The sequence below is a fragment of the Buchnera aphidicola (Mindarus japonicus) genome (genome assembly GCF_039393905.1).
In the GTDB taxonomy this organism is placed as follows: Bacteria; Pseudomonadota; Gammaproteobacteria; order Enterobacterales; family Enterobacteriaceae; genus Buchnera_A; species Buchnera_A aphidicola_B.
In genome coordinates this window covers 423021-446056 of sequence record NZ_CP135030.1, presented here as the reverse complement: position 1 = coordinate 446056, position 23036 = coordinate 423021, and the positions used below count along the sequence as shown (strand labels likewise).

The 23036-nt window shown below is 22.8% G+C and carries 17 protein-coding genes, 1 other RNA gene and 2 pseudogenes; 9 read left to right on the top strand and 11 right to left on the bottom strand.

Going from position 1 to position 23036, the window contains the following annotated elements; all coding sequences use genetic code 11:
• Positions 1–205 precede the first annotated feature (205 nt).
• A pseudogene (gene dnaX, locus RJT65_RS02010) lies at positions 206–1282 on the bottom strand (DNA polymerase III subunit gamma/tau); the annotation flags it as partial.
• 140 nt (positions 1283–1422) lie between these two features.
• Between dnaX and ffs the strand changes: the two are divergent.
• An RNA gene (ffs, locus tag RJT65_RS02005) (signal recognition particle sRNA small type) lies at positions 1423–1517 on the top strand.
• A 13-nt stretch (positions 1518–1530) separates the two neighbouring features.
• Here ffs and RJT65_RS02000 read toward each other — a convergent pair.
• Together RJT65_RS02000 and RJT65_RS01995 are read right to left on the bottom strand one after the other, a co-directional pair.
• A complete protein-coding gene (locus tag RJT65_RS02000) occupies positions 1531–3267 on the bottom strand; it encodes a SmdB family multidrug efflux ABC transporter permease/ATP-binding protein (protein ID WP_343152568.1) in 1737 nt (578 codons plus the stop codon).
• Positions 3268–3279: 12 nt separating this feature from the next.
• Positions 3280–5031, bottom strand: coding sequence for a SmdA family multidrug ABC transporter permease/ATP-binding protein (locus RJT65_RS01995; RefSeq protein ID WP_343152567.1), 1752 nt, complete (start codon positions 5029–5031; stop codon positions 3280–3282).
• Between the two features lie 259 nt (positions 5032–5290).
• On the opposite strand from RJT65_RS01995, the pseudogene queC reads away from it, so the two are divergent.
• A pseudogene (gene queC, locus RJT65_RS01990) lies at positions 5291–5994 on the top strand (7-cyano-7-deazaguanine synthase QueC).
• Positions 5995–6183: 189 nt separating this feature from the next.
• On the opposite strand, the gene lon reads toward queC, so the two are convergent.
• The 4 genes from lon to tig all read right to left on the bottom strand — a co-directional run bounded on the left by lon (position 6184) and on the right by tig (position 11997).
• Positions 6184–8529, bottom strand: a complete 2346-nt coding sequence (gene lon / locus RJT65_RS01985) for an endopeptidase La (protein ID WP_343152566.1) — start codon at positions 8527–8529, stop codon at positions 6184–6186.
• Positions 8530–8707: 178 nt separating this feature from the next.
• On the bottom strand, positions 8708–9964 hold the full coding sequence (clpX, locus tag RJT65_RS01980) for an ATP-dependent Clp protease ATP-binding subunit ClpX (RefSeq protein WP_343152565.1): 1257 nt from the start codon (positions 9962–9964) through the stop codon (positions 8708–8710).
• A gap of 69 nt (positions 9965–10033) precedes the next feature.
• On the bottom strand, positions 10034–10669 hold the full coding sequence (clpP, locus tag RJT65_RS01975) for an ATP-dependent Clp endopeptidase proteolytic subunit ClpP (RefSeq protein WP_343152564.1): 636 nt from the start codon (positions 10667–10669) through the stop codon (positions 10034–10036).
• Between the two features lie 56 nt (positions 10670–10725).
• Entirely contained in the window at positions 10726–11997 is a 1272-nt protein-coding gene (gene tig / locus RJT65_RS01970) for a trigger factor (protein ID WP_343152563.1), read from the bottom strand.
• Positions 11998–12652: 655 nt separating this feature from the next.
• Between tig and cyoA the strand changes: the two genes are divergently transcribed.
• From cyoA to cyoE, 5 genes are read left to right on the top strand one after another with little or no spacing between them, the layout of a single operon-like run.
• Positions 12653–13546: a ubiquinol oxidase subunit II gene (gene cyoA / locus RJT65_RS01965; RefSeq protein WP_343152561.1), complete on the top strand. Its 894-nt coding sequence runs from the start codon at positions 12653–12655 to the stop codon at positions 13544–13546.
• 26 nt (positions 13547–13572) lie between these two features.
• Positions 13573–15504, top strand: a complete 1932-nt coding sequence (gene cyoB, locus RJT65_RS01960; RefSeq protein ID WP_343152560.1) for a cytochrome o ubiquinol oxidase subunit I — start codon at positions 13573–13575, stop codon at positions 15502–15504.
• A 38-nt stretch (positions 15505–15542) separates the two neighbouring features.
• Positions 15543–16160 (top strand): cytochrome c oxidase subunit 3, encoded by a 618-nt coding sequence (locus RJT65_RS01955; protein ID WP_343152559.1) that lies wholly within the window; start codon positions 15543–15545, stop codon positions 16158–16160.
• Positions 16157–16489, top strand: a complete 333-nt coding sequence (locus tag RJT65_RS01950; RefSeq protein WP_343152558.1) for a cytochrome o ubiquinol oxidase subunit IV — start codon at positions 16157–16159, stop codon at positions 16487–16489. The genes RJT65_RS01955 and RJT65_RS01950 overlap by 4 nt, the downstream gene beginning before the upstream one ends.
• Before the next feature lie 3 nt (positions 16490–16492).
• On the top strand, positions 16493–17359 hold the full coding sequence (gene cyoE, locus RJT65_RS01945; protein WP_343152557.1) for a heme o synthase: 867 nt from the start codon (positions 16493–16495) through the stop codon (positions 17357–17359).
• Between the two features lie 19 nt (positions 17360–17378).
• Here the strand turns inward: cyoE and RJT65_RS01940 are convergent, their stop codons facing one another.
• Positions 17379–17702, bottom strand: a complete 324-nt coding sequence (locus tag RJT65_RS01940) for a TusE/DsrC/DsvC family sulfur relay protein (RefSeq protein ID WP_428994323.1) — start codon at positions 17700–17702, stop codon at positions 17379–17381.
• 190 nt (positions 17703–17892) lie between these two features.
• Here RJT65_RS01940 and RJT65_RS01935 point away from each other — a divergent pair, with 190 nt between their 5' ends.
• Positions 17893–19071 carry an MFS transporter gene (locus RJT65_RS01935; RefSeq protein ID WP_343152555.1) on the top strand — a complete coding sequence of 393 codons (1179 nt, stop codon included), beginning with the start codon at positions 17893–17895 and terminating at the stop codon, positions 19069–19071.
• On the opposite strand, the gene thiI is transcribed toward RJT65_RS01935, so the two are convergent.
• Positions 19068–19331 carry a thiazole biosynthesis protein gene (thiI, locus tag RJT65_RS01930; protein WP_343152554.1) on the bottom strand — a complete coding sequence of 88 codons (264 nt, stop codon included), beginning with the start codon at positions 19329–19331 and terminating at the stop codon, positions 19068–19070. The two genes, RJT65_RS01935 and thiI, sit on opposite strands and share 4 nt — an antisense overlap.
• Before the next feature lie 222 nt (positions 19332–19553).
• Between thiI and dxs the strand changes: the two genes are divergently transcribed.
• Positions 19554–21329, top strand: a complete 1776-nt coding sequence (gene dxs, locus RJT65_RS01925; RefSeq protein ID WP_343152553.1) for a 1-deoxy-D-xylulose-5-phosphate synthase — start codon at positions 19554–19556, stop codon at positions 21327–21329.
• Between the two features lie 111 nt (positions 21330–21440).
• On the opposite strand, the gene nusB is transcribed toward dxs, so the two are convergent.
• Positions 21441–21863 (bottom strand): transcription antitermination factor NusB, encoded by a 423-nt coding sequence (nusB, locus tag RJT65_RS01920; RefSeq protein ID WP_343152552.1) that lies wholly within the window; start codon positions 21861–21863, stop codon positions 21441–21443.
• Between the two features lie 51 nt (positions 21864–21914).
• Entirely contained in the window at positions 21915–23033 is a 1119-nt protein-coding gene (gene ribD, locus RJT65_RS01915; protein ID WP_343152551.1) for a bifunctional diaminohydroxyphosphoribosylaminopyrimidine deaminase/5-amino-6-(5-phosphoribosylamino)uracil reductase RibD, read from the bottom strand.
• Between the last annotated feature and the right edge of the window lie 3 nt (positions 23034–23036).

Genomic DNA, 23036 nt, shown 5'->3' with positions numbered 1-23036 from the left:
TTTTTTATATTAATTATTTTTTTTTTTTTTTTATTATTTTATAAGTTAATGTTTCTCTTTCATGAAAGTCATTTAAATTTTCATTTAAATTTTTTTTTAATTCAAATTCTTTTTTGGATAATGAGTTAATTAAGTTAACTTCATCGTAATTAAACATATTTTTATATCTTAAATTATTTGAGGAAATGTATGTTTCTTGATCTATTGATAATAATCGTAGAAAAATAATTTCTACACCCATTTTTTCTGTAGGTGAATATTTTAGTTCTTTTCTTCCAATTAATATTAATTTATAATATAATTGAATGATCCTTGAATCAATATTCTTTGACAACTCTAATATGTTTTCCTTATATTCCCCTATATCATGTTGTTTGCAAAAAGAAGGAAAAAATTGATTCATAGCAATATAATGTAAAATTTTTAATATAGTTATTAATATTTCTTCCCATTTAATGGATAAAGAATTTATTTGTTTAAGTAAAGATTTAAATTCTTTGATATTTTGTGTAATTAAAGAATTTGTTAAAAAGAATGCATAATAATCATTTATTCCTCCTATTATTTTTAATACATTTTTTGTTTTTATTTTTTTAAAATCAATAGAAATTGCTTGTTCAGTTAAGTTTAGAGCATCCCTGATACTTCCCTCTGCTGTAATAGCTAATAATTCTATAGCTCTAGGTTCAAATTGAATATTTTCTTTTTTTAAAACATGTTGAATATGATTATTAATGTCGATAGATGATATTTTTTCCAAATGTAGTTTAAAACATCTTGAAAGAATAGTATCTGGTATTTTTTCAATATTAGTCGTAGCTAAAATAAATTTTATATGTTTAGGAGGCTCTTCTAAAATTTTTAGCAAAGCATTAAAGCTATGTTTAGAAAGCATATGTACTTCATCAATTAAATATATTTTAAATCGACTTTGAGTTGGAGAATATTGTACACCTTCAAGTAATTCCCGCATATCTTCAACTTTTGTTCTCGAAGCGGCGTCTATTTCTAATAAGTCTAAAGAACAACCTTTTTCTATATTTTTACAATTTTGACATGTTCTACAAGGATTACTAGTAATTCCTGAAGAACAATTCAAGCATTTAGAAAGTAAACGAGCTATACTTGTTTTTCCTATTCCTCTCATACCGGAAAAAATCCAAGTTTGATGTATTTTATTTAAAGATAAACTATTAGATAAAGCAGTAACAGCAGTTTTTTGACCAATAACTTCAGTTAATAATTGAGGTCTATATTTTCTAGCAAGAATTTGATAATTCATATTATTATATAATTAAATTATGGAGTAAATAATAATATAATTATAGAAGATATAATCTTCAATTTTTTATATTATCAGTTGATAAAGATTAAATTTTTCTTGAATTTTTTTAAAAAAATAGTATAGTTAGCTTAACTTCATTAGCATTGTTTTGTGATGTTAATTTAAACAACTGGTCAGGTTTGGAAGAAAGCAGCCAATTTAAATGATACAGGCATATTAATAATGTTAATGAAGTTTTTTAAATTTTATAAAGATTGAAATTTTTTCATTTTCCAGTAATTTCCCTTTTTTTCTAGTAAGGTTTTATGCGATCCTTCTTCTATTATTTTTCCATTTTCTAAAACTATAATATAATCAGCATTAACAATTGTAGATAAACGATGAGCAATTATTATTAATGTAGTTTTTTTCTTTATAGATAATAAAGCTTTTTGTATGGATTTTTCTGTTTCAGAATCTATATTTGCAGTAGCTTCATCAAGTATTAATATTTTAGGTTTTCTTACTAAGACTCTAGCTAAAGCTATGAGTTGCTTTTGTCCAACAGATAAGTTATTTCCTTGTTCTCCTAAAAAAGAATAAATTCCATTTGGAAAAGAATTAATTAAACTAGATAAATGTACAATATCTAAAATTTCCCAAAGTTTATTTTCAGAAATTTTTTTTCCTAAGGTTATATTTTCAAAAAAAGTATCTGCTAATATAATAGGGTCTTGTTGAACCATTAAAATTCCTTCCTTGATAGTTTGATAACTTAGAGAGTTTATATTATTTCCATCTATAAAAATTTTTCCTTTTTTAATTGGATAATAACCCATTAATAGATTAGCCAAAGTACTTTTCCCACTTCCTGTATGACCAACAAATGCAATGAAATTTTTTTCAGGAACATGAAGATTAATATTTTTTAAAACATGCATATTATTACTTTCATATTTAAAATCTAAATTTTTTATTTCAATTTCCCCTTTTTGTATTGGAATTATTTTTTTTCCAAATTTTTCTTTTGGAGAATCTATGAGTTCAAAAATTCTTTCCCCAGCTACTATTGCTTGTTGAAGTATAGATTGTTGACTGCTAATGGTAATTAAAGGTTCGCTAAGTCTACCTAAATAACTCATAAAAGCATATAGTGTTCCCACTTCAAAAATTTCATTAGGAATAATACTTATAAGCAATATTAAACTACATAAAATGCAGGAAGAAATTAAACTTAATAATGGTCTTAATAAAAATCCATCTAATTTTAAAATTTTCATTCTTTCTAAATAATGCAAATTACTAACTTTTTTTATTAAGAGTTTAAATTTTTTTTCTTGGTTAAATTGTTGGATAACATTCATTCCATTAATATATTCATTAAACTTATTATTTAAATTTGCTACGTAATATCTAACTTTTCTTAAAATAGGAGTACTATAATGTTGGTAAGTTACCATTATTATTATTACTAATGGAAAAATAATAATAGAAATTATTGCCATATGCCATTCTAGACTAAACATTGCAATAATAGTTATTGCAATTAATACTATACTTCTCATAGTAGTCGCTATAACAGTATCATATAACTCTTTTATTAGCTCCGTATCATTTGTAATTTTAGAAATAATTTGCCCTATTGGTTGAGTATCAAAAACACTAATTGGTTGGAATAATGCTGCTTTCATAACATCACATCTTAATTTTTGCACTATTTTTAATGCTGTTTTATTAAAAACTACACTTTGAAGATAATATAAGTAAGCAGAAATTATTTGCAGTATAATAAATACCAATATAAAAAAAAGTACTTCTTTTATTGATTCAGAATGTTGCAAAATAATATTATTAATAAAATAACTAATTAGTATTGGTCCTATCACTTCTGTAATAGATGCAAATAATAATAAAAATAGTGCTATGATAAAAAAGTTTTTCCAGATTATTCCGTACAATAGTAAACGTTTTAATACGGACCAAAATGAGATTAGATTAACCATAATAATATTTTCCTAATATTTTTTATCTAATTCTTCTAATAATTTTTGATCATAGTAAGTTTTACTATACCATTTATTGTTTTTTATTAATTCAAGATGAGTACCTTTTTGTATTTCGGAACCTTTATTTATTACTATGATTTCATCGGAATTAGAAATAACAGATAGTTTATGACTACTAATTATCATGGTTTTATTTTTTCTATTCCATATATTTAAGTTATTTAAAATTTTTTTAGCAGTATATCCATCAATTGCAGATAAGGCATCATCTAAAATTAATATTTCTCGATTTGTTAGTAATGCTCTAGCAATTGCAATTCTTTGTTTTTGACCTCCGGAAAGCATAATTCCTTTTTCACCTACTTGAGTTTTGTAACCTTGAGGTAATCGAATAATGTCTTTATGTATGCAAGCAATAGAGGAAACGCGTTCAATGTCTTTAAAATTTAAGCGAGTAGTTCCTAAGGAAATGTTATTTTCTATAGTATCTGAAAACAAAAAGGTTGTTTGGTTAACAACTGCTAATCTAGATCTCCATTCATTTAAATTTATTTTTGATAAAGAAATATTATGAAAAGATATATCTCCTTCTAAATGAGTAAAATTATATTGAATTAAATTTAAAAGAGTACTTTTTCCACATCCCGTAGGACCACATAATCCTAATTTTTTCCCTGGTTCGAGAGAAAAAAATAAATTTTTGATTGATGATTTTTTGCTATTAGGATAATTATAATTTTTTATTTTAACATTTAAAGTACCGGGAAATGATGGTATATGTTTTTTTTTATTTGGTTTTTTTTTATTGTTAAATTTGATAATTTTTTCTATTCTTTCCCAAGCTGCACTTCCTCTTTCTACTATGTTAAACATCCATGCTAAGGCTAACATAGGCCAAACCATTAAACCAAGATACATAATAAAAGTTGTTAATTCACCTAATGTAATTTTATTGTTCCATACTAACCATCCTCCTTCAGTAATAGCTAATAAATTTGAGCAAGCAATAGTCAAATGTATAGTTGGATCAAATAAAGCATCTATTTTAGCTACTTGCATATTTTTTTCACCAGCATTTTTTGCTATTAAATTAAATTTTTCAGATTGTTTTTTTTCTAGTCCAAATGATTTTATCATTCTAATACTAGTTAAACTTTCTTGAGTTTGATTATTTAATAAAGAAAAAGAAGTCTGTGCTTGATAAAATGATTTATGCAATCTTTCACCATATCTTTTTATAATTACTGCCATAACAGGCATTGGTAAAAGAGAAACTAAAGTTAATATCCAGCTAATTTGAGAAGTCATAACGACAATAACTAAACAACCCATTACTAATGAATCAACAAGTGTTAATACTCCTTCTCCGGAGGCGAATACTATTCGATCTACGTCATTTGTTGCACGTGCAATTAAATCTCCAGTTCGATATTTTAAAAAAAATTCTTGATTTTGTTTGCTAAAATAAGAAAATAACCTTTCTCTAAGTTCAATAGCTAATTTATAAGCAGCACCAAATAGTAATACTCTCCAAATATATCTTAATATATATACAACAATAGCGGCTATTAATATGATTCCTATCCAAGGAAAAATAGTTTTATTTTCTATTTTTTTTTGGATTATTAAGTCTACTAACATGCCAACAAGTTTAGGAGGTAATAATTGTAAAAATGCTATAATAATAAGAAGAAAAACAGCTCCTAGATATCTTTTCCATTCTCGTAAAAAATACCAACTTAATTGTTTAAAAAAAATCACAAAAAATTCCTAAAATTTTAAAGTAAATATTTAAAAAAATTTGGTTATTAGTAATCATATTGATATGTATAAAAGATATAAAAATTTTATCTTTAATGTTTTTATTTTAAACCAAACATGTTTTTGTTGAAAGTACGATACTATCACAAAATATATTTTCTATATAAAATTAATTTTTTTAAATTTCTAAAGAAAAAAATATTTATATAATATCAGTGATATAATTATCAGTTTAAATTTTAAATTTTTTAATAAAAAAATGAAAAAAAAAAGTAAAGCGTTAGTAATTTTTAGTGGAGGGCAAGATTCTACTACTTGTTTAATTCAAGCAAAAAATAAATATAAAGAAGTACATGCTATTACTTTTAATTATGGACAACGTCATAAACAAGAAATAAAAGCAGCTATTGATTTAATTAAAATTATTAATATTTGTAAGCACAAAATAATTGATATTTCTAATTTGAATGAATTGTTTTTAAGTAGCTTAACTAAACAAAATATATCTTCTGTAAAAAAAAAAATAGTTTTTTAAATTTGCCTAATACTTTTGTGCCTGGAAGAAATATTTTATTTTTAATATTATCTTCTATTTACGCTTATAATAATGATATTCAAGATATTATTTTAGGAGTTAATCAAATAGATTTTTCAGGATATCCAGATTGCAGAAGCAACTTTATTAAAAGTATAAATAATTCAATAAGATTAGGTATAGGTTATCCATTTTTATTAAAAACACCATTAATAAATTTAAATAAAAGTGAAATATGGGCTTTATCAGATTTTTATAATCAAACTTCTTTAATTATTCACCATACTTTAACATGTTATTTTGGAGTTAAAGGAATAGGTTGTCATAAATGTAAAGCATGTCAAATTAGAAATATCGGTTATAAAAAATGGAAATTAAATAAAAAATTTTTTATGCAATCATTAAGATCAAAAATTAAATTAAATTAATTTTTATTTATGGAATAATTTCATTTATTGCTTCTAAAGTTTTATAAAATATATGTTTTTAACGTTTAAAATAATATAATTTTTTTAAAAAAATTATATTTTATTAGGATATAAATTTAAAAAAATGGCTGGCATAAAGTTTAAATTTCGCCAGCCGTTTTTAAAAAAAGTAAATTAATTTAAGATAAATTAAATACTTTGAAAAATATATGGATTATTTTCTAATGCTAAATTTAATACTTCTTCGATTTTTTTAACTGGATATATTTTTAAACCTAATAAGATATTTTTAGGAATTTCTTCTAAATCTCTTTTATTTTCATAAGGAATCAATACTTTTGTAATTCCCCCACGGTGAGCAGCTAACAGTTTTTCCTTTAATCCACCTATAACTAGTATATGACCGTGCAAAGTAATTTCTCCAGTCATAGCTATAGTTGATTTGACGGGGTTATTGGTCAAGCTAGACACAATAGCTGTGCACATTGCGACTCCTGCGCTGGGCCCATCTTTTGGTGTAGCTCCTTCTGGTACATGAACATGTATATCATGTTTTTCATAAAAATTTTGATCAATTCCTAACTTGTTAGCATTTGAGCGAACAACTGTTAAAGCAGCTTGAATAGATTCTTGCATAACTTTACCTAAAGATCCAGTATAAGTTAACTTCCCTTTTCCGGTTACACATTCTGTTTCTATAGTAAGTAAGTCTCCTCCAACTTCAGTCCAAGCTAATCCAACTACTTGCCCAACACAATTTTTTTTGTTAGCTTTCCCATATATATATTTTTTTATTCCTAAATATTCTTTTAAGTTTTTTTCAGTTATTAAAATTGATGTTACTTTTTTGTCGAGTAGTAATAATTTTACAGATTTTCTACATATTTTAGACAATTCTCTTTCTAAGTTTCGAACTCCTGCTTCCCTAGTATAATATCTAATTATATCTAATATAACGCTATCTGTTATATATAATTCTTCTTTCTTTAATGCATTTCTTTGAATTTGTTTTGGTTTTAAATGTGTTTTTGCGATATTTAATTTTTCATCTTCAGTATATCCAGAAATTCGTATGACTTCCATACGATCTAATAAAGGAGAAGGTATATTCATAGAGTTAGATGTAGCTACAAACATAACGTCGGATAAATCATAATCTACTTCTAAATAATGGTCATTGAAAGATACATTTTGTTCTGGATCAAGCACTTCTAATAAAGCAGAAACTGGATCAACTCGCATATCACAGGATATTTTATCAATTTCGTCTAATAAAAAAAGAGGATTTTTAACTCCTACTTTAGCCATTTTTTGTATTAATTTACCTGGCATTGAACCTATATATGTTCTTCTATGACCCCTAATTTCAGCTTCATCCCTCATCCCACCTAAAGCCATTCGTACATATTTTCTTCCAGTTGCTTTTGCGATAGATTTTCCTAAAGAAGTTTTACCTACCCCAGGAGGACCAACTAAACATAAAATTGGACCTTTCATTTTTGAAATTCTACACTGTACTGCTAAATATTCTAGAATTCTTTCTTTTACTTCTTTTAATCCATAATGATCTAAATCTAATTTTTTTTTAGCTACTTTTATATCTTTTTTAACCTTACTTCTAGAATGCCAAGGAACTTGTATCATCCAGTCAATATAACTTCTTACTACAGTCGCTTCAGCTGACATAGGAGACATCATTTTTAACTTTTGTAATTCTAGTAAAGTCTTTTTTTTGGCTTCTTTTGGCATTTTAGCAGAAATAATTTTCTTTTTTAAATGTTCATGTTCATCAGGAACATTATCAATTTCTCCTAATTCTTTTTGAATAGCTTTAATCTGTTCATTTAAATAATATTCTCTTTGACTTTTTTCCATTTGTTTTTTTATTCTATTTCTAATATTTTTTTCTATTTTTAATAATTCTATTTCTGATTCCATTAAAGCCATTAAATACTCAAGTCGGTTATTTATTGATGTTATTTCTAATATCGATTGTTTGTCCTTTAACTTTAAAGGTATATAAGCTGATATAGTATCAGCAAGTTTAGTAGCTTTTTTGATGTTACTAATTGAAGTCAATATTTCAGAAGGTATTTTTTTATTTAATTTGATATATAAATCAAATTGAGATATTGTTGCGCGAATTAATACTTCTTCTTCTTTTTTTTCAATAGCACTATCTTTTATTTTCTCAATTTCAGCAAAAAAATATTTATTATTTTCATTAAAAGAAATAATCTTTGCTCTTTGTAAACCTTCAACTAATACTTTTACTGTTCCATCAGGTAATTTTAGCATTTGTAAAATAGAAGCTATTGTTCCTACCGAAAATAAATCATTAGATTTAGGTTCTTCCATAGAAGCTTTTTTTTGAGCTACTAATAAAATTTTTTTGTCATTATTCATAGATTTTTCAATACATTTAATCGATTTTTTTCGACCTATAAATAACGGAATTACCATATGCGGATAAACTACGACGTCACGCAATGGTAATACAGGAATTTCAATGCGTTCAGAACGCTCAATATTCATAGAGCTCTCTCTTAGTTTAATTTCCGATAAGTATTAAAAACTATAATTTAGAATATACATAGAGGTAAAAAATTTTAATTTAGTATATCTTTATGTAGAGTTAACATTCAATTAAAAGTAATTAAGATTGTTTAAATTAATATAAATAAATTGCTTAATAGCTAATTAAACTATTTTTTTATTTGTTATTATTTTTATAAATTATTTTAGGAGTATTTATTCCTTTAACTACTTTTTTATCAATTAATACTTTAGTCACATTTTTCATTGAAGGTAAATTGTACATAGTTTCTAATAAAATATTTTCAAGAATTGATCTTAAACCTCTAGCACCAGTTTTCCTTTGTATTCCTTGTTTTGCAATTTCTTGAATAGCTTTTTTTTCAAATTCTAAGGTTATGTTTTCTATTTGAAATAAAGCTTTATATTGTTTTATTAAAGAATTTTTAGGTTCTTCTAAAACTTTAATTAATGATTCTTTATCTAATTCATTTAATGTTGTTAATATAGGTAATCGACCTACAAATTCAGGAATTAAGCCAAATTTAATTAGATCTTCTGGTTCAACTTTTTTTAATAATTTATAATATGTGTTTTTTTTTGATTCAGTTTTTAAGGTTGCATTAAAACCTATACTTTTCCCAGTTTTAATTCTTTTAGAAATAATTTTTTCTAACCCTAAAAATGTTCCTCCACAGATAAATAAAATTTTAGAAGTATCTATTTTTATAAATTCTTCTTGAGGATGTTTCCTTCCACCTTTAGGAGGAATTGAAGCTATTGTTCCTTCTATTAATTTTAATAAAGCTTGTTGTACACCTTCTCCAGATACATCTCTAGTAATAGAAGGATTATCCGACTTTTTAGAAATTTTATCAATTTCATCTATGTAAATTATACCAAATTCCGCTTGACTAACATTAAAATTACTGTTTTGTAAAAGTTTTTGAATAATATTTTCAACATCTTCTCCAACATAACCAGCTTCAGTTAAAGTAGTGGCATCTGCTATAGCAAAGGGAACGTTTAGTAATCTAGCTAATGTTTCAGCTAACAAGGTTTTTCCACTTCCAGTTGGTCCAATTAATAAAATGTTGCTTTTTCCAAATTCTATATTGTTTTTATTATTAGTATGTACCTTACGTTTATAATGATTATATACAGCTACTGATAGTACTTTTTTAGTTTTTTCTTGACCTATAACATATTGATTAAGTAAAGAATTAATTTCTTTAGGAGTGGGTAATTTTTCTAGTTTATAGTTTAAGTTATATTTTTTTTTCTCTTCTAAAAAAAAATTATAAAACAATTTTGTACATTCAAAACAGATAAAGACTAAAGGTCCAGCTATTATTTTTTTTGCTTCTTTTTGATTTTTTCCACAAAAAGAACAGTTTATATTTTTATTAGATTCAATATTTTTGTTATCTATCATTAATTACAATCCTATAAATTCAATTCGTTATCTTTTAAAAAATTTAAAATAATTAAAGTTTAGTTAATGTTAAGTAATATTTTTTCGATTATTTAAAATTGAATCTATCAATCCATATTTTAAGGCTTCTTTAGCTGAAAGAAAGCAATCTCTTTCGGTATCTTTTTCTATTTTTTTTATTGATTTTCCTGTTTGCATAGAAAAGATACGATTTAATTTTTTTTTAACTTTAATAATTTCATTAGCATGAATTTCTATGTCAGAAACTTGTCCTTTGCAACCTCCTAATGGTTGATGTATCATGATTCTAGAATTAGGAAGAGAAAATCTTTTGCCTTTTGTTCCTGAAGATAGTAAAAAAGCACCCATAGAACATGCCTGTCCTATACAAATAGTATTAATTTCTGGTGTAATAAATTGCATCGTATCATAAATAGATATTCCTGAAGAAATTACACCTCCTGGAGAGTTGATATACAGTGAAATATCTTTATTTGGATTTTCCGCTTCTAAAAATAAAAGTTGTGCAATAACAGAATTAGCTAAGTAATCTTCTATTACACCCGTTATAAAAATAATTCTTTCTTGTAATAATCGAGAATATATATCATAAGATCGTTCGCCTCTAGGCGTTTGTTCTATAACCATAGGTAAAAAATTTATTTTTTTATCTTCTTTAGATAATAAAAAATTATTATTAAACATAAATATTTCCCTGTATTTTAAAATTGCAAGTCAATATATATAAAAAATATATTTTTTTATGTGTTCAAGGCATAGTAAATAGCTTTCTTAAAAGAACATTTTTTTTTGATTTTTTCTGTTTTTTTTATTAAAAATTTAATCGCTTTATTTTCTAATAAAAGATTTTTTATTTCTTCTTTTTTTGTTTCTATATTTTTTTGAGAAAAATTTTTATATTCTTTTATTATTTTTTTATTATATATTCTTAGCTTTTCATCATTTATTTGTAGATTGTTTTCTTCAATAATTTTATTTAATAGCAACTTACTTTTTATTCTATTCTTAGATTGAAGAATAATATTATTATAAGGTAATGGTATTAAAAGATTTTTTTTATTTTTTTTAAAAATATAATCATTATAAATTTTTAATAATTTTGATTCTCTTTTAATCCATGTAAATGGTAACTTTATAGGATTTTCAGAAATTAAGTTGCTAATAATTTGTTTTTTTAAATAAATAAAATTTATATTTTTAATTTCTGATTTCATTTGTTGATTAATTTTTTCAAAAAATTTTTCAATTGAATTTTTCCAATTCATTAATTTTAAACTTTCTTCATTTATTAATTGCTTTTCTTTTTCTTTAATGGTTAAAACTTTTATTTCTATTTTAATTTCTTTCCCTTGAATTTTTTCTTCTGGATAATATTGATCAATATTAATAAATACAGAAAATTTTTCATTTTTAGATGAAAAAAATATTTTTTCTTCTATTTCTTTTAAAATTTCATTTTTTCCCATAAAAAAAGAATAGATTGAATTATCTAAATTTATTTTTTTATCCAGTAAAAAGATTTTATATCTTATTGTAACTTCATCCCCAATATTAATATTATCTTTCTTTTCGATCCAATTATTATTATAAATAAAGTTATCTATAAAAAATTGAGTGTCTTGATCATCGAAATTAACAATTAATTTCTTAATGTTATTAAACTTTTTTTTTCTTATTTTAACGGATGGGTATTTTTCAATATCTACAAAGTAAATAAAATCTTTTCCTGTTATATATTTAGAAGGATAATATTTTGGTTCTTTGATAGGTACTATTTTTTTTTCTAAAATAAAATCTAAAAATTTTTCCTTCATTTTTTTTAAAATAATTTTTTTTTCTATTGTAGTTTGGTAGTTTTTTTGAATTATTTGAATAGGAACTTTACCGGCTCGAAAACCATTTATTTTTATTTTTTTGCTAAAAGATAATAGTTCTTTTTTTATTGCTGTATTTATATCATCATGTGGAATTGTTATTTTTATATATTTTTTAGAATCTTTACTAGTTTTCATAGTATTTTACTACCCTTATAAATAATAATTTATGCTATTGATTTTAGAAAAAATATGAAAAGTATTTTTTAAGTTTAATAAAAAAATCTATTTTAATAAAATAAATTTTTTTTTAAAAAATATATTTTAATATTCAAAATTTTCAAAAATAAATATGCTTAAAGTAATACTTTGATATAATAATATTATTATAAAAAAATGATTATATATTTATTTTTTATAATGTATTAAAATAATTTAATTCTTTTATTACTTTTAATTATTCTAAATGTTAGAAATATAAAATTAAAAAATAATCAATTTATAAAATTTTTTTAAAAAAAATAAAAAATGTTTGTATAAATACATATTTTTTGAATAAATATTTTTAGTAAATAGAAAATTATTCGAAATTATTATAATATTTAAAATTTTATAAAACAAGAATATTGTTTTTTATCTTTTTTTTTAAAAAAAATAGTTAGTCATATTTAACATAAAATTTATTTATTTTTTTTTAAAAAAATTAAAAAATAAGTTATTATATTTTTTATACTTAATGATCAGTTTTTTAAAAAAAATAAATTAAATACTAGTAAAAAATTAAAAAAAATATGCTGTATATATAAGAAATATATTCTTTATTAAAAAAATATTATTTTTAAGGTTTGTAAAAATGAAATTTCCGATAAAAAAAAAAAATATTATAATAATAGTGTTAGTAACAATAATATTATTTATTAATTCTTGTCATGCTTCTTTATTAGAACCTAAAGGAGAAATAGCAGTTAATCAAAAAAAAATAATGTTATTTTCTTTAGGAATGATGTTGTTAATAGTTATTCCAGTTATAATAATGACTTTTTGGTTTATTATCAAATACAGAAAATCAAATATTAAATCTAAGTATACTCCAAATTGGTCGTACTCTAGAAATATAGAATTATTAGTATGGATAATACCAATATTAATTATTTTTTGTTTATCAATAGTAGCTTATACAACTACTCATAGATTAGAACCTAGTAAGCCTTTAATTTCCAAAATTAAACCAATAAAAATAAATGTAATTGCTTTAGATTGGAAGTGGTTATTTATTTATCCAAAATATCGAATAGCAACTATTAATGAAATATCATTTCCTAAAAATGTTCCTGTTCAATTCAAAATTACTTCTAATTCTGTAATGAATTCTTTTTTTATTCCGTCTCTTGGAAGTCAGATCTATGCAATGCCTTGTATGTCAACAACTTTGAATTTAATAGCAAATAGTTCAGGAAAATACAAAGGTATGTCTTCTAATTATAGTGGAAAGAATTTTTCCAATATGAAATTTTCTGTTTTAATTACAAAAGATAATTCTTCTTTTATTTCTTGGATAAATAAGGTTAAAAAAAATGGAATTTCTTTATATAATAAAGAAAAATATCTAAAACATATCTTTAAACCAGACGAAAATTATAAAGTACAGTATTTTTTTGATATAGATGATACTATTTTTAATAAATTAATTCAGAGTTGCTATTTAAAACCTAATAATAATATTAACAATAATTATAAAAAAAATTAATCTAATTTATTTTAAGAGATATAACAATGCTTGGAAAATTAACTTTATCTGATATACCATATAATGAACCAATTATTATGTTTACTTGTTTTTTAATCATATTAACAGTTTGTTGTATATTTTTTTTAATGACGTATTTTAAAAAATGGAAAATTTTTTGGACAGAATGGTGTTGTTCTGTAGATCATAAAAAAATAGCAATAATGTATATTATTTTGGCATTTGTAATGCTATTCCGAGGATTTGCTGATGCTATTATGATGCGATTACAACAAGTAATATCTTCTTCAGGAAAACAGGGATTTTTACCTTCTCATCATTATGATCAAATATTTACTGCTCACGGTGTTATTATGATTTTTTTTGTCGCTATGCCGTTAGTAATAGGTTTAATGAATTTTGTTGTTCCTTTGCAAATTGGAGCTAGAGATGTAGCGTTTCCAACACTGAATAACATAAGTTTTTGGTTAACTTTTAGTGGAGCAATGATTTTAAATATTTCTTTAGGAATAGGAGAATTTGCACAAACTGGATGGTTAGCATACCCTCCTTTATCAGAATTACAATATAATCCAGGAGTGGGTGTAGATTATTGGATTTGGAGTTTACAAATTGCTGGAATAGGTACAACTTTAACTGGGATTAACTTTTTAGTAACAATTTTAAAAATGAGAACAATTGGGATGAGTATGTTTAAAATGCCAATTTTCACTTGGACATCTCTTTGTACTAATATATTAATAATATGTGCTTTTCCTGTATTAACTGTGGTGTTAATGTTATTAACTTTAGATAGATATTTAGGTTTTCATTTTTTTACCAACAGTTTTGGTGGAAATCCTATGATGTATATAAATTTAATTTGGATTTGGGGACATCCAGAAGTATATATTTTAATTCTTCCAGCTTTTGGAATTTTTTCTGAAGTAGTTCCAACTTTTTCAAAAAAAACATTATTTGGATATGTTTCATTAGTTTGGGCTACTATTGCTATAACAATTTTATCTTTCATTGTTTGGTTACATCATTTTTTTACTATGGGATCCGGGGCCAATATAAACAGTTTTTTTGGTATTGCTACAATGATTATAGCTATTCCAACTGGAGTTAAAATTTTTAACTGGTTATTTACTATGTATAGAGGAAGAATAGAGTTACATTCTGCTATGTTATGGGCTATTGGATTTTTGATTACGTTTTCTATCGGTGGTATGACCGGCGTATTATTGTCTGTTCCAAGTGTAAATTTTGTTTTGCATAACAGTTTATTTTTAGTGGCTCATTTTCATAATGTAATTATTGGTGGTGTAGTGTTTGGTTGTTTTTCAGGGATAACTTATTGGTTTCCTAAACTATTTGGGTTTACTTTAGATGAATATTGGGGAAAAAAAGCATTTTATTTTTGGATAACAGGATTTTTTTTAGCTTTTATGCCTTTGTATTATCTTGGAATAATGGGAATGACTCGACGTTTAAGTCAGAATATAGAAGATCAATTTCATTCTTTTTTATTAATTTCAGCTGTAGGTACGTTTTTTATTGCTATTGGTATAATTTGTCAAATTATTCAAGTTATAAAATCGATTATTTTAAGAAAAAAATATGCTGATTTAACTGGAGATCCATGGGACGGTAGAACATTAGAATGGTCGACATTATCTCCACCTCCGGTATATAATTTTTTATTATGTCCTGAAGTTAAAGAAAGAGACGATTTTTGGAGAATTAAAAAAAATAATCATTTTAAAAAAAATAGTATATTTAATCAAAAAAATATAATTATCCCTAACAATACTAATATAGGTGTAATAATTTCTTTTTTCTCTATTTTATTAGGATTTTCTTTCGTATGGCATATTTGGTGGTTGGGATCATTATCATTTTTAACTATTATTTTAATATGGATTAGTGATAGTTGTAAAAAAAGTTGCAAAACTATAATTAATGTAAAAAAATAAAAAAAAATTAAAATAATAAAAAAATTGGGTTTATAAAAATGTTAATTAATAATTTAAATAATATTATTAAAAAAAAAGATATTTCTAAAAAAAAAGATATTAATGAAAAAATAGTTTTTGGATTTTGGATATATTTAATTAGTGATTGTATATTATTTGCTACAATTTTTTCAATATTTGCTGTAATGACTAATAGTGTTTCATATAATTGGATTAATAAAGATTTTTTTAATTTAAGAACTGTTTTTTTGGAAACTATTTGTTTATTAACTAGCTCCATTACTTATGGAATAGCTAGTATTTTAATTGATTATAATAAAAAAAAATATTTTTTTATCTTTTTGATCATTACTTTTTTGCTCGGATTTTCTTTTATTAGTTTAGAATTTTTTGAATTATATTCATTAATTTTAAAAGGTTATACACCAATCAATAATGCTTTCTTATCTTCTTTTTTTGTTTTAGTAGGTATGCATGGAATACATATTTTTTCTGGGTTGGTTTGGCTTTTAATATTGATTATTAATATAAAAAAAATAGGTTTAGTTAAAAAAACTAAAACTCAAATTAAGTGTTTAGGATTATTTTGGCATTTTCTTGATATTATATGGATTTGTATATTTACGTTTGTTTATTTATTTGGAAAATTAATATGAAAGAATTAAATTCTAGTAAAAAAAAAAATTTTTTTAAAGAAATATATATTTATGGAATAGGTTTTTTCTTATCGTTTATTTTAACAGTTTTTCCTTTTTTTATAGTAATTTTTAATTTTTTTTCAAAATTTCATTCTTTACTTTTTATTTCTGTATTTGCAATTATTCAAATAATAGTGCATTTTAAGTATTTTTTTAAATTAGAGTTTTCTATAAAAAATCCTTGGTATTTAATATCAACATTTTTTTCTTTAATAATTATTTTTATTATTTTTTTTGGATCTGTATGGATTATGTTTAATTTAAGTTTTCATTTAATGGATAATTAAAAAATGAATTTTACAATTTTTAAACAATATTTAGAAATTATCAAACCAAAGATTATATTAGGGAATTTAATACCTGTAATAGGAGGTTTTTTTTTAGCTGCTAAAGGAGATATTCATTTTTTTTTATTATTAAATGTGTTAATTGGAACATTTCTAGTTATTGCTTCTGGATGTGTATTTAATAATATTATAGATAAAGATATAGATAAAAAAATGCATAGAACAAGAAATAGAGCATTGCCTAAAAAACTAGTGTCGATTAACTTCGCTTTTTCTTATGGAACTTTTCTAGGAGTTTTAGGCTTTTTGTATTTATTTTTTTTTACAAATATATTAGTTTTTTTTTTAAATTTTATTGGATTTCTAATTTATGTTTTTTTATATAGTAAATATATGAAGCCTAATTTTGTTTATTCAACTATTATTGGTGGTTTTTCAGGTTCTTTACCTCCAATAATTGGTTATTCTGTTGTGGAAAACAAAATAAATTTATGTACTTTATTTCTATTTCTAATTTTTTTATGTTGGCAAATTATTCATTTTTATTCAATTTCCATCTTTCGATTTCATGATTATAAATCAGCTGATATACCTGTTTTTTCTGTTGTCAATGGTATTCGAAAAACTCAATATAATATATTATTATATATTATATTCTTTATTTTTTTTTCTATTTTTCTATATATTTTAAATGTTACTAATTATTTATATTTTTTAAGTATTTCTGTATTAGGATCGTGTTGGTTTATTTTAGGAATTTTAACAATTAATTGTTTTAGTTATACTTTATGGTCGAAGATCATGTTTTTTATTTCTATAGGGGTAATATTTTTTTTTAGTTTTTTAATTTCAGTATGTTATGTTAGTTAATAATTAATAATGATAAAGTTTATAAACAATTATTTGGCTTAGGTACACCAGCAATTTTACTAGCTTGTTTAGCAGCTCCTTTAGGAAATAAAATGAATAAACATTGACTAGTTATTTTTTTCTTTTTCTTATGATTTATAGTTGTTATTAATAATCTAATTGAAGGTGTAATTTTAAATTTAATATAAAATGTTCTTATAAAATGAACAATTTCCCAATGTTTTTTAGTCATTACAATAGATTCTTTAACGGCAATATTTATAGCTATTTTTTTATTCCAATTTTTATAATTTAATAAATAACCTTTATTATCAAATAAATTGGTCAAATGTTCTTTTTCCATTTTCAAAAAAATTGTTTTTTAATTAAGTAAATTATTATATATTATAAAAAATATATTTTAGTCAAGTTTTAAATATTAATAAAAATTAATTTATTTAAAATTTTTTTATTTTTTTTTGAAGTTAAATACTTTATTTTTTGTATTCAATAAATTAAAAAAATTAAAAAAATTAAAAAAAAAGATGTAAAAAATGAATATTAAAGAAATTAAAATTACTATTTTTGTATGTTTATTATTTTTTTTAAGAATGTTTTCATTATCTATTGTAGTGTCTTCATTTAGTCAATATGGATTAAAATTTAAAGATAGTAATAGTTTTTTAATTGGATTAGCAATTGGTAGTTATGGATTTTTTCAATTTTTTTTTCAAATAATATTTGGAATTTTTTCAGATAAATTTGGTAGAAAATTAATTTTAATTTTAGGAATGTTGTTATTTTTTATAGGTTGTATTATTTCGGCTTTAAATAAATCTATTTGGGGAATAATTATTGGAAGAGCTATACAAGGATCAGCAGCAATTTCTTCTGTTCTAATAGCTTGGCTTTCGGATGTAATTTCAATTAAAAATTTTTCTCAGTCTATGATGTTTGTAGGATTAACTGTTGCTTTTACTTTTTTTGCTTCAATTATATTTTCCCCTTTAATATTTTTATATTTTAATATAAGTTCAATTTTTTGGATATTATCATTTTTTTCAGTGTTATGCATAGTAGCATTATGGAATATTTGCGATTTATTTAAGAAAGTTAATATTTTAAAAAAGAAAACAAGAATTACAAAAAAAAAATTTTTTTCTATTTTATTTAATTTTAAATTATTTTTTTTAAATATTGGAACCTTTTTTCTTTATTTTATATTAACTTCTAATTTTATAGAATTGCCTAAAAAAATGAAGATATTACAAATATCACCTTCTTTGCAATGCAAAATTTATGGATTGACCATACTTATTTCTATTTTTTTTACTTTCTTTATCATTCGTTTTATTGAGAAAAAAAAATTTTTAAAAGAAACTTTCATTTTATTTGCAATGTTATTAATAATTTCAGAATTTATTTTTTTGTACTTTATAAAAAATTTAGGAGGATTAGTAATAGGTATTCAACTTTTTTTTATTTCATTCTCTATTTTTTCTTCTTATATTCCTTCATTAATTAATAATAATTCTTTTTATAGTTATAAAGGAAGTATTTTAGCTATTTATTATACTTATCAGTCATTAGGATCATCATTAGGTGGAATTTTATCTAGTTGGTTTCAATTTTATTATTCAATTTCACCTTTTTTTATATCTATAATAATGAATATATTTTGGTTAATTTTTATTCTTTATTTTTTTTATAACACTAAATATTTTAAAAGTTAAATTAATAATTGTACATTTTTAAATCCTTGTTTTATTAAATAAATCTTTTGTAATTTACTCATAATTCCTTTTTCACAATATAATAGCCATGTTATTTTTTGATCTAAATTTTTGAATTCATTTTCTAGTCGATAAAAAGGTATCCAACATATTTTCATGTTAGATATATTTATTGGTTTTTCTATATGTTCTTCATATGAACGTATATCTAAAATAGCAGTATAAATTGGACAATAAAAAAATTTTTTATTTTCTTTCATTTATTTAATATGAAAATATTTAGTTAATATACAAATATTATAATAAAATTATAAAAATAAAAAGTAATAGTTTTAAATTTTTATTTTTATAGTTTTTTTTTAGAACTTTGTGTATTTTAAAAAAATAATAAATTTATCAATTTATTAATTTATAATTAAATAATAAAATTATACTAAATATTTTTTTATGAAAAATAAGTTATCTTAAAATTGAGTAATGATATGAATCATTTTCTAAGAAAGTATCCAACTTTGTTATTAGCAAATTCTGTTAAAAAATTAAGATTATTATCAATTAAAACATTACCAAAATTATGTTTTGAATTACGACATTATTTAATAAATAGTATTCAAAAATTCGGAGGCCATTTTTCTTCTAATTTAGGTGTAATTGAAATTACTGTAGCAATACATTATGTCTATAACACGCCATTTGATAATTTATTATGGGATATAGGACACCAATCTTATCCACATAAAATATTAACAGAAAGATTTAAAAGTATATTTAGTGTTGGAAAGAAAAAAGGATTACATCCTTTTCCATCTTTTAATGAAAGTATCTATGATTGTTTTGGCACTGGGCATTCTTCTACTGTTATTAGTGCAGGATTAGGAATGTCTATAGCTGCTCAAAAAGAAAAAAAAAATAGAAAAACGGTATCTGTTATTGGGGATTCGGCTATAGCAGGAGGAATGTCATTAGAAGCTATCAATCATTCTGCAAATATTTTCTCTGATTTTTTAATCATTTTAAACGATAATAAAATGTCCATTTCTAATAGTATAGGCATGTTGAAAAATTTTTTTTCAATATTAACTAAGGAAAAAAAAAGTTTTTTATTTAAAAAAAAAGATTTTTATAGAGTTATAAATCAATGTGGAATAAATTATTATGGTCCTCATGATGGACATGATATATTATTCTTAATTAAATTTTTAAAGAAGTTACGTTCTATTCATGGAATTAAATTATTCCATATAAAAACTAAGAAAGGAAAAGGTTTTACTCCTGCTGAAAAAGATCCAATTAAATGGCATTTTGTTAGTTCAAAAAATAAAAGTTCTTCTCTTTTAGTTAAAAAAAAAATTACTTACTCAAAAATATTTGGAAATTGGTTATGTAAAATTGCAAAAAAAGATAAAAAAATTATAGCTATTACTCCTGCAATGTCTGTAGGTTCTGGAATAACAAAATTCTCGAAATTATTTCCTAAACAATATTTCGACGTAGGAATTGCAGAGCAACATGCAGTAACTTTTGCTGCTGGCTTGGCATCTAAAAGATACAAACCAATAATAGCAATTTATTCTACTTTTTTACAAAGAGCTTATGATCAAGTAATTCATGATGTCTCAATACAAAACTTACCAATTTTATTTGTAATAGATAGGGCTGGTATAGTAGGTCATGACGGAAAAACACATCAAGGGATGTTTGATATTGCATATCTCAGATGCATTCCAAATTTTATTATTATGGCTCCTAGCAGTGGAAATGAATTATTAAAGATGTTAAATACAGCGTATTTAAATTTAAATAGTCCAATTGCAATAAGATTTCCTAAAAAAGAATTTACAAATAATATTTTATATTCGTTTAAAACTTTACCAATAGGAAAAGGTCTAATTAAAAGAATAGGAAAAAAAGCTGCTATTTTAAATTTTGGATCATTATTTTTTTCAGCTAAAAAGGTAAGTAAAAAGTTAAACTATACTTTAGTAGATATGAGATTTATTAAACCTTTAGATGCTAGTTTAGTTTTATTATTGGCAAAAAATTATGAATTTTTAGTAACTATTGAAGAAGGGATTATATCGGGAGGCGCAGGTAGTAGTATTAATGAATTATTAATGTTACATAAAATTAATATTCCAGTTTTAAATATAGGTTTACCAAATAAATTTATATCTCATGGAGATCAGAAAGAAATCAAAAAAGATTTGAAATTAAATTCTCAAGGAATTGAAAAAAGAATAGTAGAATGGTTAAATTAATTTTTTTATGAAAATATCATTACACTAATTTAATTAGTGTAATAGATAATTGTATCATTTTTTATTTTATTGTTAATTAATTTTTTAAATTTATTAAAAATAATAAGTATATTAAGAGTTAGAAGATATTTCTAGTTTAGAAACAACTTTATCTAATACTCCATTAATAAATTTATGACTTTTTTTAGCTCCAAATAATTTAGCAAGTTCTATTCCTTCATTGATTACAACTTTATAAGGAATATCTTTTCTTTTAATAAGTTCATATAAAGAAATTCTAAGAACTGTTTTTTCAATAGGATCTAGTTCAGTTATTTTTCTAGATAAATAAGGTTTTATGAATTCATCTAAAAATTTATAATGATCAGTAATTCCTATAATTAATTGAGAAAAATAAATTATATCTATTTCTTGTTCAGTTATTTTTTTTAAAAACTCATTTTTAATATCCAATATGTTGTTTTTTGATAATTGCCATGAATAAATAGCTTGTACAGCACATTCTCTTGCTTTTCTTCTAGTTAAGGGATTCATTTTTTTTCTTATTATAAAAATATTTATAAATATTAGATTTTTTTTAAAAAATTAATTATATAAATTATTGTTGGGTTTTAATATGATTCGTATATCTGAATCAATTTTCTGTATACTAGAAAAAGATAATTTAGGTACTTCTGAAATTTCTGAATACATATCTAATAAGCATAAAGGATTTGAGTGATGACCAAATAGTTTAGGGGCTATATAAATAATGAGTTCATCAATTAATTTATATTTTAGTAAAGCACCAGATAAAGAAGGTCCAGATTCGATCCATATAGTATTAATATTAGACTTTCCTAATATTTTGAATAGATGATGTAAATCTATTTTTTTTTTATAGGAAGGAACTAGTAATTGTTTTACATTTTTAGGCCAAGTCAAATTATCATATTTTAATCGAACTAAAATAATGTTTCCTTTTGTATATATAAATTTATTAGATGGAGTTAATCTATTTTTACTATCAATAATAATTCTAATAGGTTGATTTTTTTTATTTATATCGTATTTTTTCAATTTTTTATCATTAAATTCATGGTATCTTATGTTTAATGAAGGATTATCATTTAGTATAGTTTTACTAGTACTTAGAATAGCGTTGCTTTTTGCTCGAAAGTACTGAACATCTATACGAGATTTCTTTGAAGTAATCCATTTACTTTTACCATTTTGAAGAGAAGATCTACCATCGATAGACATTGCTAATTTTAATTGAATCCAGGGAATACCCGTTTTCATCCTTTTAAAAAATCCTTGATTTATATATTTTGCTTCATCTTTTAAAACACCTTCTTTTATGAGAATTCCCCTTTTTTTTAACCAGAGTAACCCTAATCCATTAACTTTTGGATTTGGATCTTTAGAAGCTATTACTACTTTTGATATACCAGCATAAAAAAGTGCTTTACAACAAGGTGGGGTTTTTCCATAATGGCAACAAGGTTCTAAAGTTATATAAGCTGTAGCTCCTTTTGCTTTTTTTTTTGCTTGTTTTAAAGCATATATTTCAGCATGTTCTTCACCTGATTTTTTATGCCATCCTTTACCTACAATTTTTGATTTTTTTACAATAATACAACCTACATTTGGATTAGGAAAAGTAGTAAACATTCCTAATTTTGCTAAATTTATAGCTTTTTTCATATAAAAAATATCTTTCATTCG

Excerpts from the sequence above, each read along its gene's own strand:
- clpX (WP_343152565.1), bottom strand. The coding sequence starts at position 9,964 with ATGATAGATAACAAAAATATTGAATCTAATAAAAATATAAACTGTTCT.
- RJT65_RS01935 (WP_343152555.1), top strand. The coding sequence starts at position 17,893 with ATGAATATTAAAGAAATTAAAATTACTATTTTTGTATGTTTATTATTT.
- thiI (WP_343152554.1), bottom strand. The coding sequence starts at position 19,331 with ATGAAAGAAAATAAAAAATTTTTTTATTGTCCAATTTATACTGCTATT.
- ribD (WP_343152551.1), bottom strand. The coding sequence starts at position 23,033 with ATGAAAGATATTTTTTATATGAAAAAAGCTATAAATTTAGCAAAATTA.
- RJT65_RS02000 (WP_343152568.1), bottom strand. The coding sequence starts at position 3,267 with ATGGTTAATCTAATCTCATTTTGGTCCGTATTAAAACGTTTACTATTG.
- RJT65_RS01955 (WP_343152559.1), top strand. The coding sequence starts at position 15,543 with ATGTTAATTAATAATTTAAATAATATTATTAAAAAAAAAGATATTTCT.
- cyoB (WP_343152560.1), top strand. The coding sequence starts at position 13,573 with ATGCTTGGAAAATTAACTTTATCTGATATACCATATAATGAACCAATT.
- RJT65_RS01940 (WP_428994323.1), bottom strand. The coding sequence starts at position 17,702 with ATGGAAAAAGAACATTTGACCAATTTATTTGATAATAAAGGTTATTTA.
- nusB (WP_343152552.1), bottom strand. The coding sequence starts at position 21,863 with ATGAATCCCTTAACTAGAAGAAAAGCAAGAGAATGTGCTGTACAAGCT.
- cyoE (WP_343152557.1), top strand. The coding sequence starts at position 16,493 with ATGAATTTTACAATTTTTAAACAATATTTAGAAATTATCAAACCAAAG.
- tig (WP_343152563.1), bottom strand. The coding sequence starts at position 11,997 with ATGAAAACTAGTAAAGATTCTAAAAAATATATAAAAATAACAATTCCA.
- clpP (WP_343152564.1), bottom strand. The coding sequence starts at position 10,669 with ATGTTTAATAATAATTTTTTATTATCTAAAGAAGATAAAAAAATAAAT.
- cyoA (WP_343152561.1), top strand. The coding sequence starts at position 12,653 with ATGAAATTTCCGATAAAAAAAAAAAATATTATAATAATAGTGTTAGTA.
- RJT65_RS01950 (WP_343152558.1), top strand. The coding sequence starts at position 16,157 with ATGAAAGAATTAAATTCTAGTAAAAAAAAAAATTTTTTTAAAGAAATA.
- lon (WP_343152566.1), bottom strand. The coding sequence starts at position 8,529 with ATGAATATTGAGCGTTCTGAACGCATTGAAATTCCTGTATTACCATTG.
- dxs (WP_343152553.1), top strand. The coding sequence starts at position 19,554 with ATGAATCATTTTCTAAGAAAGTATCCAACTTTGTTATTAGCAAATTCT.